Origin of the sequence: Lysinibacillus capsici (assembly GCF_020217405.1) — a bacterium.
Classification (GTDB): Bacteria; Bacillota; Bacilli; order Bacillales_A; family Planococcaceae; genus Lysinibacillus; species Lysinibacillus capsici.
This window is the reverse complement of sequence record NZ_CP084108.1, coordinates 4,619,676-4,635,535: the sequence shown is the minus strand read 5'-3', so window position 1 is coordinate 4,635,535 and position 15,860 is coordinate 4,619,676. Positions and strand designations below refer to the sequence as shown.

Genomic DNA, 15,860 nt, shown 5'->3' with positions numbered 1-15,860 from the left:
TTACCTATTATTGAAGGAAATGCGTTAATTTATTAATGGAATAAATGTGCAGTTCATGCATAGCTCTCGTACACGCCGTATAGAAATAGTACCGTTCGCTTTCTCTTGTGTAATTAGCGGCAGAGGCATTATAGATGATGACCGCATCAAATTCGATGCCTTTCGCCATATAAGCTGGAAGTAATAAAATACCCTTTTTAAACTGCTTTGTATGATGATTGATCAATTGAATATCTACTCGATTGTTTAATTGCTTGTATACAGCAGAGCACTCGGCTGCGGTTTTACAGATGACAGCAATTGTTTCGAATTCAACAGATAAATGGTTGATGTTTTGAATAATTTGATCCATTAATTCCACTTCATTTGGCACAATAGTAATCGATGGTTCGGGGCCAGTTCGATTAAAAGCTTCTACTTCACTACCGTCATTTAAAATTTTGGAAGTGAGTTGTATGATTTGCTTTGTCGAACGATAGCTTTTTGTTAATATCATTTTTTCTGCCTGCTCACCATATAATTGAGTGTCGAGTAGAGAAGGATTATTAAAGGTATGTGGATGAATCGTTTGATGGCCATCACCTAAAATGGTCATACGTGCTTTTGGGAATAACTGCTGTAATACAGTAAGTTGGAATGGTGAATAATCCTGTGCTTCATCAATTAATACATGACGGATCATCCTATTGGTCTGTTGTCCTTCAATTTTGTCCTGTAAATATAAAAATGGTGCGGCATCCTCATAGGCAATCAAACGCTTTGCTAAATTAGGGAGTGTTTGTAGACAAATGTCTTCCCAATTGTCTGGCATAAGGTGATGTAAAACCTTGTTAATAGAACTATTCAAATCAAAGAGCTGTCGATATGTACCCAACATATGGACAAACTTTAACTGGTGAACGGAGTTACGTAATGGTTTAAAGTGTTTTTTGACAATTTGTCTCGCTAATTTATAGCGTTCTTGATCAAAATCATCAAATGAGTTTTCAGTATAACGCCCCTCATATAAAAGTTCACTATATGATTTGGAGTAGTCTTCTTTATCTAATAGCTCAGTAGCTTCTTCTACCCACTCCTTTGTACGCTCAGCCTTTTCCAATTTCGTTAGCCGTTGCAATAACCATTCTTTTACTAATTGTAGACGATCTGGTATCGACATAGTAGAAGGGAAAGAATAAAAGTATTCGGAAATTTCCTGCGCAGTAATAATACGATCACCGCGAAAAACGATATTTTTAAATAACAAGCCTTTATCAGCTAAATAACGAACATACTGATCCAGCAAATGTTTATAAGTGAGGCTGGCTTTAAATGAAATGATGCTTAATTTTGTTTGATACTGAGCATCATCTTTTTCTGTTAACAGATCTTCAAGTTGCTCATAAGGATATTCCAATTGAAACTGTTTACCTAATCGTTTTTCAGCATATTCTATAAACGTTAACTGCTGCATATTATCTTCACCTAAATCAGGTAAGACAGAATGAACATATTGATTAAAAAGTTGATTAGGTGTAATTAGCAATATTTGATCGGCTGTCATTTCATCACGATAACGGTAAAGAAGATAAGCTACCCGCTGTAAGGCTACAGCTGTTTTGCCACTACCTGCAACACCTTCAACAATAAGATAGCGTGAATTTACATGGCGAATAATTTTATTTTGCTCTGCTTGGATTGTCGCAACAATACTACGAATATGCTCATTTGCATTTTGGGCAAGGATATCGAGCAATAGGTCATCACCAATTGTAAGGCCTGTATTAAACATGGATTGTAGTTGACCATTTTTAATGATAAATTGCCGTTTTAACAGCATTTCTCCATGAATTTCTTCACCTAATGTTTCGTAGGATGCATCACCAGGTGTGTAATCATAATACATACTCGATATAGGCGCTCGCCAATCAAAAATGACGATATTTTCATCCTGTTTATCCAATAATGTGGCTACACCGATATAAATTTTTAAAGGGTCTTGTTGACCATCTTGTAAAAAGTCAATACGAGCAAAATAGGGTGACTGTTGTAAACGTTCATATAACTTTACATTACGAATTGCACGTTCCTGTGCAAGCTCTGAGTCAGATAAAAGCTCTGCCTGCTGCTTAATTGCAAAAAAGGTTTCGTCTACATCCTCAGCGGTATCTAGATTGACTCTCACATCGTTCCAAAAGGATTTCTTTAAGGCAACAGCATTTTCTTTAAATCCTTTTTCTTTATGCTCTAACTCTTTTATTTTATGAACAATAATGTTTAAAGAATCCTCAAGGTGATGCTTTTCTTCCAGCCATTCTTTTTGATTTTCCAACGTTTACTCACATTCCTCTCCATAGTTATTTGCTTCCTTTGACAGTAACCCTCACCTCAATAGATGGTGAGAAGAACGTAATTGTGATGCTTTTTTAATTGTTTGTCCAACCACCAATTTGAATATAGTGAAAGTATCCAAATGCAGGTGTTATGGGGGGATTGAAGCAGGAAATTTATCATACATCTACTTCGGAAAGAAGTATAGTCTAGAAATTATTGTAAATTTATGATACAATAAATGTGTAAGGTAATAAGATATTGATATACAGAGACTGCTCTACAAAAAGGTGGAGCCGTCTTTTTTATATGTAATATTGCTTCATATTATGACTGATTATCATAAATTGTTATTAAAAATAAGTGGATGAAATGCTATCGAGACACTAAAGAATGTGGCATGCCATACGATATAGAAACTTGAAGGGAGGTGAAAAGAATGAAGGTAATCTTTACAGTGGGGTTGCCGGGTAGTGGAAAAAGTACATTTGTGAAACAGTTAGCTAAAAATGAAAATGCAATTGTCCTATCAAGCGACGCTATACGTCAGGAGTTATTTGGAGATTCAACGAAGCAAAAATCACGTATAGTCTTTCGTACGTTATATGAACGTCTTAATGATTTAGTGACAAAAGGGTTTTCTGTCATTGTGGATGCTACCAATATTGAACGAGAGCGCAGGATGTTTGCACTTCGTAAAATACCAAGTACAGTGCAAAAGGTATGTTATTACTTTGATACACCTTATTCAATCTGTGTAGCCAGAAACCAGCAAAGGAAAAGGCATGTACCATTAATCGTGATGGAAAAAATGAGAAAGCATTTAGAATTCCCAACACTAGGAGAAGGGTTTAATGAATTGCATATTATTCATGAATCAAGTCCCTATGATCTTTCTCGACAACAGTTTATTTCACTCATACAAGGCCACCCCACCTATGAAGAGCTTTTTCAAACACTTCAAGCAGTCCCACTTTTCAAAGAAATTTATCAATTCGATCAAGAAAATCCATTCCATCAATTTTTGCTATGTCAGCATACGTATTTTGTGTACGCGTATATCAATGAGTACTACTTAGAGAGCGATAAACTAGCTCTACAAATAGCTGCATTGTTTCATGATGTCGGTAAACCATTTTGTAAAAAATATAAACCTTTGCAACAGCGTTATGGTTATTTTGGACATGAAAATGTATCTGCTCAACTGGTTTGCCATTTTCTGTTAGAGTTGGGCTTTGAAAAGGAACTTGTATTAAAGGTTGTTCATTTAGTGCAATATCATATGTTAATCCAGTATGCGGGAGATAGAGGGGGAAGCCAAATTTATCATTTATTAGACGGTGATTTATTAACAAGGCTTTATTTTTTCCGTGAGGCAGATCAATTTGCCAAATAGACATTAGGAAAGGGAGGTGAAAATATGACGAAATTCATGAAATACCCAAGAAGTTTTCATTTACCGTGGAGCAGAGGCTACACCGATGATGATAAAGTTGCTAGAAATGTGAATCATTTTATTGGAAAAGAGGTTGTTGTCACTGAAAAGTTAGATGGAGAAGGGACAACACTTTACAGAGACTATCTGCATGCTAGAAGTATTCATTCAGCCAACCATCCTACAAGACATTGGGTAAAAACATTTCACGCGAATTTTGCGTATCGGATTCCAAAGGACTGGCGCTTATGTGGTGAAAATGTTTATGCCAAGCATTCTATTTATTACCAAGGATTAACAAGCTATTTCTACTTGTTTAGCATTTGGAATGCAGAAAATATTTGTTTGAGCTGGGATGAAACCGTTGCCTTTGCAGCAGAGTTAGGTATAGAAACAGTGCCTGTTCTATACCGAGGAATTTTTGACGAAGAACAGATAAAACGTACATTCACTGGAAAATCATTCTTTGAAGGGGAACAAGAGGGGTATGTCATTAGAAATACTAGCCCATTCCATTACGAAGATTTCCGCTATAATTTAGGGAAATTTGTGAGACCGCAACATGTTCAAACAAGTGAGCATTGGCTACGAGAAGAAATTATTCCAAATAAATTAAAATCCTAACCAATTAAGAAGAGAAGGGACTGAGCACAATGTAATACTATAGCAAGCATTCAACAATCATCTATTACGAGGTAGGTGCATGGAGTGCATATCCCTTTCCAATGGGACTACGGGTTCGATTCCTGTTATCCTCGCCATAAAAAAATGAACTCTCTTCAAGAGGACGAGAGTTCATTTTTGTTTGTTTATTTAGTGTAATTATCGAAGTAGCCTTGAATGTAAATCATTGGTGTTCCTTTGTCACCCGAACCAGATGTAAGGTCAGATAAGGAACCGATAAGGTCTGTTAATCGACGAGGCGTTGTTCCTTGTGCAGCCATTTGACCTGTTAAATCTTCATCTTTATTTTGAATGTATTCAGAAATAGCAGCCTTTAGTTCTTCACCTCGAAGGTCTGCAAAATCATTGTCCGCTAAATATTTCAATTTAACCTCGTTCGGTGTTCCATGTAATCCAGCGGTAAATGCAGGGGATACAACAGGATCTGCAAGCTCCCAAATTTTACCCACAGGATCTTTGAATGCGCCGTCACCATAAATCATAACTTCTACTGTTTTTCCTGTAGCTTCTTTAATTTTTGCTTGGATTCCATCAACAATTGGTTGGCAAGTATGTGGGAATAATTTAACACTATCCTCTGTTGCTTTGTTCGAGCCAAGTAGACCATACTCAGCATTGAAACCAGAGCCATTAATTGATTCAGCTAAAATATTATCAAGGCTGTAAACCTTTTCAGCACCGTTCGCTGTTAGAATACGTTTTGTGCGGAAGCGTGAATGAATATCACACGTTAAGATACTCTTTGTGTAATTTAAAATTGTTTTTGGATTATTTGAGAAGATGACCTCACACGTAGCCCCTTCTGCTTCAATTAACTCTTTATAGTATTCAATATAATCTACACCAGTAAATGTGTGTTTTTTATAGCCAAAATGCTCGCGGAATTCAACCTCATTGAGTGTATCCGTCCATGGGTTAATACCTTTTACATCGAGCTCATCAATATCTACAAGGTGATTACCCACTTCATCAGATGGGTAGCTTAGCATTAATACTACCTTTTTTACACCTTTAGCGATGCCTCTTAAACAATTGGCGAAGCGGTTACGACTTAAGATGGGGAAAATAACCCCTACCGTATCATCACCAAACTTAGCCGCTACATCTATGGCAATATCATCAATCGTAGCATAGTTTCCTTGTGCACGTGCCACGACAGATTCAGTTACTGTCACAATATCACGATCCTCGATTGCATATCCTTCAATATGTGCCGCATTTAACACTGTATCTACAACAATTTGTTCAATATTATCGCCTTCATTAATAATAGGACCACGAAGACCTCTTACAACTGTACCGATTACACGTTCCAATTTAATCTCTCCTCATTCTATCTAGCATAAAGTGATATAAAATCCATATGATTTTACTATAAGGCTCGTTAATGATATAAGTAAAATTAATAGTTCGTATAATAGCTATAAGAGGTGCTTATGTGATAGGGAAATTAGATTTATATCGTGTTTTTAGTGTTGTAGCAAAAAATAATAGCTTTTCTAGTGCAGCAAAAGATTTATATATGACACAGCCAGCTGTTAGTCAGGCAATGATGCAATTAGAAAATGAGCTTGGCACACGTCTTTTTAATCGAACCCCTAAAGGTGTGACATTAACAACAGAAGGTAGCCTGCTTTTTGAATATACTAATTCTGCCTTAGGGCTTTTAGATGCTGGTGAAGAAAAGTTACTTGAATTCAAAAATTTAACAACAGGGCAATTAAAAATAGGGGTAGGAGATACGATCTCACGTTTCTTTTTAATGCCTTATTTAGAAGCATTCCATACAATGTATCCGAATATTAAATTGCAAATGCTAAATGGAACAACCTCTGAAATTTGTAATTTTATTAAATCAGGTGAAGTAGATATAGGATTTTGTAATTTTCCAATAGAAGATTCAACATTACAGTTAACGGTATGTACAGATATTCAGGATATTTTTGTCTGTGGGGAAAAATATAAAACACTTTCATCTAAAAGTTTAAGCTATGAGGATCTTTTAAAATTTCCACTTATCTTTCTAGAGAAAAAATCGAATTCAAGGAAGTATGTGGAAGATTATCTTTTTACAAGAGGCGTTCACATAGAGCCAGAGTTTGAGCTAGGCTCACATGATTTGGTACTCGAGTTTGCGCGTAGTAACCTTGGCATTGCATGTGTAACAAAGGAATTTTCAAAGGACTATCTTCAACGAGGTCTTCTTTATGAATTAACTTTAATGGAAAGTATTCCTACGAGAAGCATTGGTATGTGTTATTTGAAGTCAGTACCCCTTTCTAGAGCAGCCATGAAATTTGTTGAAATTATTGAAAGTAAACATTTTAATACGAGAAGAACCATAAAAAGAGCTTAGCGACGAGATAAGGCCGCTAAGTTTTTTTTAATAAGATATTAATCAGTATGTCGACATTGCGCTTATTTTTCATGGTAGGTGAGCAAAGATAAGAAAATGTTCGCATAAAGTGCTGTCCTTCAAGGCGCAGAATAGTCATATCTCCATTTTTTAATTCACGTTCTATCACACAGGCAGACAATAAGGAAAGACCAAGTCCCTGCATAACGCTCTCCTTCACGCCCTGATTACTGCTAATAGTCAAAAGCGATTGAATCTGTAAACCATTTGCTCTGAATAAATGATCCAGATAATAACGTGTTCCAGAGCCTTCTTCACGCGCAACCCAGCTTTGTTGCTGGAGTTTATCAGCAGTCAGAGATTGTTGCTTTGTAAGAGGATGATTACTGTCACTAACAATAAATAACTCATCTTGCATAAATGGCTTAATGACTAGTTCATTATCATGAGCCTGTCCTTCAATTAGACCAATATCGACTTGCAGTAATTTTGTATATTGAATGATTTCTTTTGTATTGCCAATAATAATTTGAAGTTCAAGTTGTGGGAATTGTTGCTGTAAGCTTGCAATGATTGGAGGTAATATATATTCGCCAATTGTAAAGCTTGCCCCAATGACTAGAGTACCCAGTACCTCTTGATGATAGGCAGCGATATCTTCTTTTGCAGCTTCAGCTATCGCCATGATTTGCTTTGCTCGTTTATAAAGAATTTCACCAGTTGCTGTAATTTGCACCGATTTTGGGGAGCGAATAAATAAGGTTGTTTGTAATTCTTGCTCTAGATTCTTAATGTGTAAGCTAACACTTGGTTGTGAAATATGAAGTATTTCAGAGGTCTTTGTAAAATTATTGACCTCAACCAGTGTGACAAATGTTTTTAAAGTATCCAATTGCATATCTTCACCTCTATTATTAGAAATATTAATAATAATAATTATATATATGTATTTTACTAATAGTGCACTCTTTATTAAAGTAATAATCAACAAGGGAGAAAGAAGTGAACATCATGGTTAATAGACAACATAAATTAAAATCCACCCTTAGTCCAAATTTCTTGAAGGGAATATTATTAACGCTTCTTATTGCTTTAGTAGCGAAATATATTGCCACATTTCCTTTCCTTTCAATATTGGGACAGTTGGTTATTGCCATTATATTAGGGATGACCTGGCGAGCAGCATTTAAAGTACAAGATTCTTGGCAAGTAGGTATTTCATTTTCCAGCAAGAAGCTATTACGCTTTGGTATTATTTTATTGGGTATGCGCTTAAATTTGGCAGATATTTATCATGCGGGAGCTAACGTTTTTTTTATTGCAGTTATTAATTTGCTATTTGCATTAATTGTTGTGTACGGCCTAACAAAAATATTTAAAGTCGATCAAAAGCTAGGGATATTAACAGCTTGCGGGACTGCCATTTGCGGAGCTGCTGCAGTAGTGGCAATTGCACCTCAAATTAAAGCAAATGAAAAGGAAACGGCGGTAGGGGCAGCGATTGTTGCGTTATTGGGGACTATATTTACACTTATTTATACGGTACTCTATTCCATCATCGATTTAACACCTACTGCGTATGGTATTTTCGCAGGGGGGACATTACATGAAATTGCTCATGTAATTGCAGCTGCATCTGCTGGTGGAAATGAAGCAATTGATATAGCTGTCATTGTAAAATTAACACGTGTGGCCCTGCTCGTACCTGTAGCGATTGTTATTGGTATTTTCTATCGAAGAATGGACAAACGTGAAGAGAAAAAAGCGTTTTCTTTATCCATCATACCGTGGTTTATTTTAGGATTTTTAGCGATGAGTGCTATCAACTCCTTAGGGATTATACCAGCGAATGTATCGCAAGTATTAGTAGATACTGCTTATATCTTAATTGCGATGGCAATGGCTGGTCTAGGACTAAATGTTGAGATGAAAACGTTTAAGGAGCTAGGTGTAAAGGCATTTATTGCAGGTTTAATTGGCTCAGTCTGTCTATCCGTGCTGGGCTATATACTAGTCATTCTTTTATATTGATTTAATCAGTGTTTGTTATACCAAGAAAAAAGACCCTGCATGATCGTTCAACATGCAGGGCTTTTTAGATAGAATCAGAAGATAATGTATAAGTAATTTAATCGTCGTTTACTAATTTAACGCTTCAATAGAAGAAGCTAATTCCGCCACCACTATTTTGCTGCCGATAATTGGACTGTCAGCCTTTTCTCCCTCAGAACCCGAATCTGGGCGTTGATGGGCTGCAGCAAATGCATCGCTATTACGCCATGCTTGGAAATGCTCCTTAGATTCCCAATACATATTAACACTCATTTCATCATAAGTAGGATCATCAGTTGAAATTAATACCTCTACTTTATGAAAGCCTTCAAACTGTTGCAGAGGACCTGGCTTTGTAAAATTTGGTGCCATTCTCGCAGCAAAACCGGGTTTTACTTGAATACGATTAGTTACAATAATCATGCTTTTACCCCCCTTAATTTCATTTACTAGGTTTTTGAATGAATTATCATTGATTATCATTCGCACTCAATGATAAGTGGCTGAGGAAGACATTGTCAATAGATGTCCTCTATATTATCTGTGCTAGTAGTTAATGGGTAATGGATAGGCTGACATTTAACTGACATAATCCAGTGCTATAATGAACATAAGAGTGAACGAGTAGCGAGGTGATTGACTTTGGCAAACATTCTAGTAATAGAGGATGAATATCCAATAAGCCAGGTTTTAAAGGTGTATTTACAAAAAGTGGGTTATAGTGTGACACAATGTTTCAATGGTGGTCAAGCCTTGGTCATGTTTCGTGAAACACAGCCAGATCTAGTGTTGCTAGATATTATGTTGCCAGAAAAAAATGGTTGGACCATTTTAAAAGAAATAAGAGAACGAAGTACTTGCCCAGTTATCATGTTAACAGCATTAGGTGAGGTTAATTACCGTCTAGAGGGGTTTGATCATGGGGCAGATGATTATATTGGCAAGCCTTTTATCGCAGATGAAGTTGTTGCAAGAGTGAGGGCTGTTTTAAGACGGGCTGTAGGTAGTCCTGATTCAGCTACTAGTAAGCAGTATGGATCTCTAGTGATTGATTGTAAAGCGCATAAAGTGCTTTTGCATGGAGAAGAGATTGTATTAACGCCAAGAGATTTATCAGTGCTCATGTTTTTAGCTGACCACCCTAATCAAACATTTACCCGTGATCAGCTTATAGATCAAGTTTGGGGATGGGAGTATGAGGGTAGTGATCGTGCTGTAGATTTAGCTATAAAGAGGCTTAGGAAGGCTTTAAAAGAATGGGATGAGGCGGAAGGAGAAATAAAGACACTACGTGGATTGGGGTATCAGCTAAGTGTTCAAAAAAAATAAGCGAATATCCTTACTTCAATATTGGACGAGCCGATATTTACTGACACTCTTTATAGGCTTAGCTATTATATCTTTGATCTCAGCAGCGTGGATTCGTCATACAACATTTGAAAACCGATTAGAATTAATGGAGTTTTTAGCAGACGAGACAGTCTATCGTTTAACGGATACAAATGGACCTATAAATGGTATTCCAGGTTTCATAGGGGATCGTCAGCGTTTTAATATGAAAGAGATCGATCCGATTTTGTATGTTGTAGATACAGAGGGAAATATACTGACAAGCAACCGTCCAGTACCACCTGATAGTGCCAAAAATGTAGCTGGCTTGTTGGATGGAAAAGAAGGTACTAAGGAAATAAAGGATGGACTTGAACCTGAATATGTAGTGAAAAGAAAGATAGAAAATAATCATGAGTTATTGGGCTGGGCCCTGGTGATGGAGAAGAAGGAGAATTTAACAAGAGTTAACCAAGCATATGGACAGCTTGCCATATTAATTGGAGCATTAGCATTATTAGGCTGGATCGCTATTTACTTTCTGTCAAAGCGCTTGGCCCATCCCATTAAACAAGTAGCAGAGGCTGCCAAGCATGTACAAGAAGGCAATTATGCAATTGATTTGCCTCAAGATAGTAAGGAAGAGGAGGTCTATGAGCTTGTTTCCTCCTTTAAAAATATGGCAAATAAATTAGAACAGCTGGAGAAAACTCGAACGGAATTACTAGCAGGTGTCACCCATGAATTGAAAACACCTGTCACCTCTATAAGTGGTTTATTACAGGCTGTAAGAGATGGTGTTGTAACGGGACAGGATGCTATGGAATTCATTGAAATGGCTATGGTCGAAACGACAAAAATGAAAACAATGGTTGGTGACTTACTTGCCTTTAACCATTTTGCTGTCGATGCTATCCCTGTGCAGATAGAGTCAGTTGAGGTTAATCAGCTACTACGAGAGGCGGTGGCACAGTGGGAAGTAATACAGGAAGATGAACATGTAAAAGTTCATTTACATTTACTGGAACACCCTGCGTTGGTACAGGTAGATATTGTTCGTATCCAACAAATCATTACAAACCTATTAACCAATGCTAAACAGGCGATGGACAAAGGAACAATAACCTTGACGGTGATAGATCAAGAGGAGACTCTGTCAGTGTTAGTGAAGGACACAGGACAAGGAATCCCTTTAGAGGATCAGGCATTTATTTTTGAGCGCTTTTATAGAGGAGAAAATAAAAAATATACTGTTCGCGGCTTGGGTTTAGGATTACCACTTAGTAAAATGATGGCCCAATCTGTAGGGGGCGATTTGCGATTAATCGAAAGCAATCCCTCTGGAACACATTTTGAATTAGTATTGCAAAAGGCTACTGCGCTATAAGAGTGTAGTAGCCTTTTTATGTTGATTTAATCCGTCTCCCAGAAATCAGCTTTGTATTGTAAAAGAGAGTTGAAGAATTTGTAAAGCTGACATCTGCCTGACACAAAAGCCCTTTATAGTAAACGTTGTAGACGGGAAATGAACAAAGGGACGAGCATCATTGAAGGTTTGTCAGTCTGACACTAATACAAGTAGGGAGAGTGATGAGATGCCAATAATTACTTCATTTAATCCAAATGGTCGCCAAGAAATAAAACAAGCGATCTCCTATCCAGATTATGCATTATTAAAAACCAAGCTTCAGCACGTTATGCAGCGAGATCAACATGCTGGCTTAGACGGTAAATATTTGATTCGTAGTACGTACTTCGATAATTTTGCCAATAAAGTGTTAAATGAGAAAAAGGAAGGCTTTATTAATCGAGATAAATATCGAGTACGCATATATGGCAAATCTAGTGATGTTATTAATCTTGAGCGGAAGAGTAAGCGTAACAATGTAACCTTTAAAACAAAATGTTCAATATCTCAAGCTGAGTATGAAAACCTACGTATTGGCGAGATAGCCTGGATGGAGAATGATGATCGAGCGCTAATTCGAGATTTATATCATGAGATGAATTACAGCCAGTTGCGACCTACTACGGTAGTGGATTACGAGCGAGAAGCCTATATCTATCCGTTTGGCAATGTGCGTGTGACATTTGATAGTAAGGTGCAATCGAGTCTACGCAACACTGATATGTTTAATCAAAACTTGCCGATGGTCGATGTGCTGGAGCCGAATCTTGTAATTTTAGAGGTAAAGTACGATGAGTATCTACCAGACATCATCAAGTATTTACTACAGTCAGTAGATACTCGTGCTGAGGCCTATTCAAAATATCAACTTAGTCGTATGTACGGCTAATAATAAAGGAGCATGTACAATGGATACAATTAAATTTAGTGATATTTTTAAATCCAACTTTTTAGAAAAAACAACCTCATTTTCATTAATCGATTCAATTATTGGTTTAGTAGTCGCGTTTTTTATTGGGCTTTTCATTTATGCTGTTTATAAGAAGACCTTTAATGGAGTCATTTATTCCCATTCATTCAATATCTCACTACTTATAATGACAATGGCAACAGCACTAGTGATTATGGGAATCAGTTCAAATGTTTTGCTGTCACTTGGTATGGTTGGTGCTTTATCTATTGTACGTTTCCGAACACCTATTAAGGATCCAATGGATTTAGTCTATATTTTCTGGGCAATTGTTTCAGGTATTTTATGTGGTGCTGGCTTTATTCCATTAGTGATTATTGGTGCTGTTTTAATAGGACTTGTATTGCTCATATTCGTTAATAAAATAACGGTAGAAAATCCGTATTTACTGATTGTAAAGTTTGAAGAAGAGTTGGTTAATGCTGAAATTGAGCGAATTATTGCTGCGCAAACCAAAAAATTCGCTCTCAAATCAAAATCCATTATGCAACAGAATGAAATCGAAACAACTTATGAAATTCGTGTAAAACAAAATGATGCAAAATTGATGGATGAACTAACAAAGGTAGCTGGTGTAAAATCAGCCATTATGCTGAGCTATGATGGGAATTTCACAGCGTAATGACCTCATTAACAAATAGAACTACGATGAGAGGTGACGGCTATGATTAAAACACGAATTGTCTATCTATGCATGGTGATTTTACTCCTGCTCTTTGTCGTGATATATGCTGTACTTCCGAATGTAGGCATTGAAACGAAAAATTCTGAGTTCTCCTATGAGAATATAGTATTTAATAAAAATAAAGTAACAACAGTTGATATTGAAATTGCTGAGGAAGATTGGGCTGACATGCTCGAAAATGCTTCTGCAGAAGAATTAAAACAAGCAGATATTACAGTAAACGGCAAGAAAGTTGAGAATGTTGCTATTCGGACAAAGGGCAATCTATCATTACGATCGGTTGTCAATAGTGACTCAGATCGCTATAGCTTAAAAATCGATTTTGATTATTATGATGATACACAAAGCTTGTATGGCTTAAAAAAATTAAATTTAAACAATAATTATAGTGACTCTACATTAATGAGAGAGTATATCTCCTATGAACTGATGGAGCAAATGGGTTTACCAACACCAGCACACTCCTATATGTATGTCACAGTGAATGGTGAGGAGCGGGGTTTGTTTTTAGGGGTAGAAGCTGTGGATGAGACATTCCTGGCTAATAATTACGGCTCTAATGATGGCTTTTTATATAAGCCAGATGGGACAGGCAGCGATTTAAAATATATTAGCGACGATATCGAAGACTATACAGGCATTGGATTAAAAACTAACGAAGGTAATATTGAACAATCAAAGCTTGTTGAAATGCTAGATGCTATTAATAATGGCGGAAACATAGAAAAGTATATCGATGTCGATGAAATGTTACGTTATTTTGCTGTCAACACAGCACTTGTGAATTTAGATAGTTATCAAGGGAATATGAAACATAACTATTATTTATATGAACAGAACGGTGTATTTTCTATTATTCCTTGGGATTACAACATGTCCTTTGGTGGCTTTGGGGCTGGAGGCGGTAGAATAGCAGGAGGAAACGGTGAAAATCAAGCTGACGCTACTACTACGGAAAAACCAGTGGTACAAAACAATGGACAACCCGATCAAACGGTTGATGGGGATAAGCAACAACGAGGTGGCGGCTTTGACATGGGAATAGGCATGTCAGGCAATTTATTAAATGATAGTGCTATTAATTTTAGTGTAACAACCCCTGTTTCTGGCACAACATTAGAGGAGCGGCCACTCCTAAATGCATTGCTTGCTAATGAAGAATACCGTGCCAAATATGAAGAGTATCTAGAAGAGCTAGCGACAACTTATTTAACAGAAGATTATGTGCAAACTATTACTAAAAAGTTAGCTGTACTATTAACTACTTATGTGGAGGCAGATCCAACCAAGTTCTCTACTACGGAGCAATTTTTAGAAGCAGTTGAAGGTGAAAATAGCTTGCCTGAATTTTCCAAACGGCGCTCAGAATCTATATTAAAGCAACTGTCTGGGGAGCTTGTAGTGGAAGCATCTACGTCTTCTCAGGACAATATGGGTATGCCCATGCCAAGTGAAAATGGTGAAATGAATTCGATGCCAGATGAATTTGATCCAAGTCAGCTACCAGAGGACTTTGACCCATCAAAGAGTCCACCTTTTAATAGAGGGGGCGGTGGTCCGAGAGATGGACAAAATGGAGAACAAATGCAACCTCCTGATGGAAATGGAGTCCCAATGGGAATGCCTGGTGCGAATAGTGAAGCTGCAAATCACGGGCCTGTTATTGATAAAAATACAGTGTTTACAGCCATTACATGTCTAGTGCTACTCCTTCTCGCACTTCTCTTTGTTGTTAAATTTAAACGTAGAGGTCGTTAGAAAATAACCATATCCGATATCTTTGGGTATGGTTTTTGCTTTTTATCGTGTTAAAATAAAGCATTCTTTTCTGAGGAGTCCTTTCATATGAATGAACAGCAATTTGATAAACATTTGCATATAAACACGGTGGGAGAGCAATATGGCTTTCCTAAGCTTGCACACTATCATCGTTATGAGCCAACACCCTACAGTGGATTGGAGCAATTATTCGCTACGTATCAGATGCCTGACAATCCAGTATTTATTGATATGGGGTGCGGGAAAGGAAGAGTTCCTATTTTTGTGCACCATAAGTTTCATATACCAACCATTGGGATAGAAATGGATGCGGGTTTTTATACCGAGGCTGAAGAAAATAAACGTAGTTATCTTCAAAAAGTGAGAGCACATGCCCCTATTAAGTTTATTCATACAATAGCCGAATCATATGAAATAAAGTCACGTGATAATGTGTTTTTCTTTTTTAATCCCTTTTCCATCCATATTTTTCGCACAGTCATTCATAATATTTGGAAATCCTATGAGCAACGCATGCGAGATATTCATATAATTTTATATTATCCGCCTTACGATTATTTACAATTTTTACATCATGGAACACCATTTGAGTTGCTTCATGAAGTGCATTTAGAAAATGAAACAAATATTAATGAGCGCCTTTGTGTGTTTGAACTAAAAAAAGCTTAGAGTATGGGGAAGCCCACTCTAAGCTTTTCCCATTTGCAGTACAGGTATCAGCAATTAGTTACTCGTAGTCCTATGATTATTTTCAGGGAAATAATTGTAATAGATGAAGGGGTTCTTTCAATCAACTAGAATTTATTTTGAAAAAATAATTTCATCTGATAGTTTTGTACTAGTCTATAGTTT

14 protein-coding genes are annotated in these 15,860 nt (G+C 36.8%); 10 read left to right on the top strand and 4 right to left on the bottom strand.

Going from position 1 to position 15,860, the window contains the following annotated elements; all coding sequences use genetic code 11:
* Window positions 1-7 precede the first annotated feature (7 nt).
* On the bottom strand, window positions 8-2,311 hold the full coding sequence (helD, locus tag LCP48_RS23010; RefSeq protein ID WP_004233519.1) for an RNA polymerase recycling motor HelD: 2,304 nt from the start codon (window positions 2,309-2,311) through the stop codon (window positions 8-10).
* Between the two features lie 438 nt (window positions 2,312-2,749).
* Between helD and LCP48_RS23005 the strand changes: the two genes are divergently transcribed.
* Window positions 2,750-3,706, top strand: a complete 957-nt coding sequence (locus tag LCP48_RS23005; RefSeq protein WP_009373960.1) for an AAA family ATPase — start codon at window positions 2,750-2,752, stop codon at window positions 3,704-3,706.
* Between the two features lie 24 nt (window positions 3,707-3,730).
* A complete protein-coding gene (locus tag LCP48_RS23000) occupies window positions 3,731-4,369 on the top strand; it encodes an RNA ligase family protein (RefSeq protein ID WP_004233523.1) in 639 nt (212 codons plus the stop codon).
* Between the two features lie 185 nt (window positions 4,370-4,554).
* On the opposite strand, the gene LCP48_RS22995 is transcribed toward LCP48_RS23000, so the two are convergent.
* Window positions 4,555-5,745 carry a coenzyme F420-0:L-glutamate ligase gene (locus LCP48_RS22995; protein WP_004233524.1) on the bottom strand — a complete coding sequence of 397 codons (1,191 nt, stop codon included), beginning with the start codon at window positions 5,743-5,745 and terminating at the stop codon, window positions 4,555-4,557.
* A 122-nt stretch (window positions 5,746-5,867) separates the two neighbouring features.
* On the opposite strand from LCP48_RS22995, the gene LCP48_RS22990 reads away from it, so the two are divergent.
* On the top strand, window positions 5,868-6,785 hold the full coding sequence (locus LCP48_RS22990) for a LysR family transcriptional regulator (protein ID WP_004233525.1): 918 nt from the start codon (window positions 5,868-5,870) through the stop codon (window positions 6,783-6,785).
* Between the two features lie 16 nt (window positions 6,786-6,801).
* Here LCP48_RS22990 and LCP48_RS22985 read toward each other — a convergent pair whose 3' ends face one another.
* Complete coding sequence (locus tag LCP48_RS22985) at window positions 6,802-7,683, bottom strand: LysR family transcriptional regulator (RefSeq protein ID WP_225340536.1); 882 nt, start codon at window positions 7,681-7,683, stop codon at window positions 6,802-6,804.
* A gap of 113 nt (window positions 7,684-7,796) precedes the next feature.
* On the opposite strand from LCP48_RS22985, the gene LCP48_RS22980 reads away from it, so the two are divergent.
* A complete protein-coding gene (locus LCP48_RS22980) occupies window positions 7,797-8,816 on the top strand; it encodes a YeiH family protein (protein WP_004233527.1) in 1,020 nt (339 codons plus the stop codon).
* A gap of 111 nt (window positions 8,817-8,927) precedes the next feature.
* Here LCP48_RS22980 and LCP48_RS22975 read toward each other — a convergent pair whose 3' ends face one another.
* Window positions 8,928-9,260 (bottom strand): heme oxygenase, encoded by a 333-nt coding sequence (locus tag LCP48_RS22975; RefSeq protein ID WP_004233528.1) that lies wholly within the window; start codon window positions 9,258-9,260, stop codon window positions 8,928-8,930.
* Window positions 9,261-9,479: 219 nt separating this feature from the next.
* Between LCP48_RS22975 and LCP48_RS22970 the strand changes: the two genes are divergently transcribed.
* The 6 genes from LCP48_RS22970 (at window position 9,480) to LCP48_RS22945 (ending at window position 15,677) form a co-directional block, all read left to right on the top strand.
* Entirely contained in the window at window positions 9,480-10,166 is a 687-nt protein-coding gene (locus LCP48_RS22970) for a response regulator transcription factor (protein WP_004233529.1), read from the top strand.
* A complete protein-coding gene (locus LCP48_RS22965) occupies window positions 10,150-11,553 on the top strand; it encodes a sensor histidine kinase (protein WP_004233530.1) in 1,404 nt (467 codons plus the stop codon). Before LCP48_RS22970 ends, LCP48_RS22965 begins: the two co-directional genes overlap by 17 nt.
* Before the next feature lie 208 nt (window positions 11,554-11,761).
* Window positions 11,762-12,463: a polyphosphate polymerase domain-containing protein gene (locus LCP48_RS22960; RefSeq protein ID WP_004233531.1), complete on the top strand. Its 702-nt coding sequence runs from the start codon at window positions 11,762-11,764 to the stop codon at window positions 12,461-12,463.
* Window positions 12,464-12,482: 19 nt separating this feature from the next.
* Window positions 12,483-13,166, top strand: coding sequence for a DUF4956 domain-containing protein (locus tag LCP48_RS22955; protein WP_216485454.1), 684 nt, complete (start codon window positions 12,483-12,485; stop codon window positions 13,164-13,166).
* Between the two features lie 42 nt (window positions 13,167-13,208).
* A complete protein-coding gene (locus tag LCP48_RS22950) occupies window positions 13,209-14,987 on the top strand; it encodes a CotH kinase family protein (RefSeq protein ID WP_225340535.1) in 1,779 nt (592 codons plus the stop codon).
* An 87-nt stretch (window positions 14,988-15,074) separates the two neighbouring features.
* Window positions 15,075-15,677, top strand: a complete 603-nt coding sequence (locus LCP48_RS22945; protein WP_004233541.1) for a hypothetical protein — start codon at window positions 15,075-15,077, stop codon at window positions 15,675-15,677.
* The last annotated feature ends 183 nt before the right edge of the window (window positions 15,678-15,860 follow it).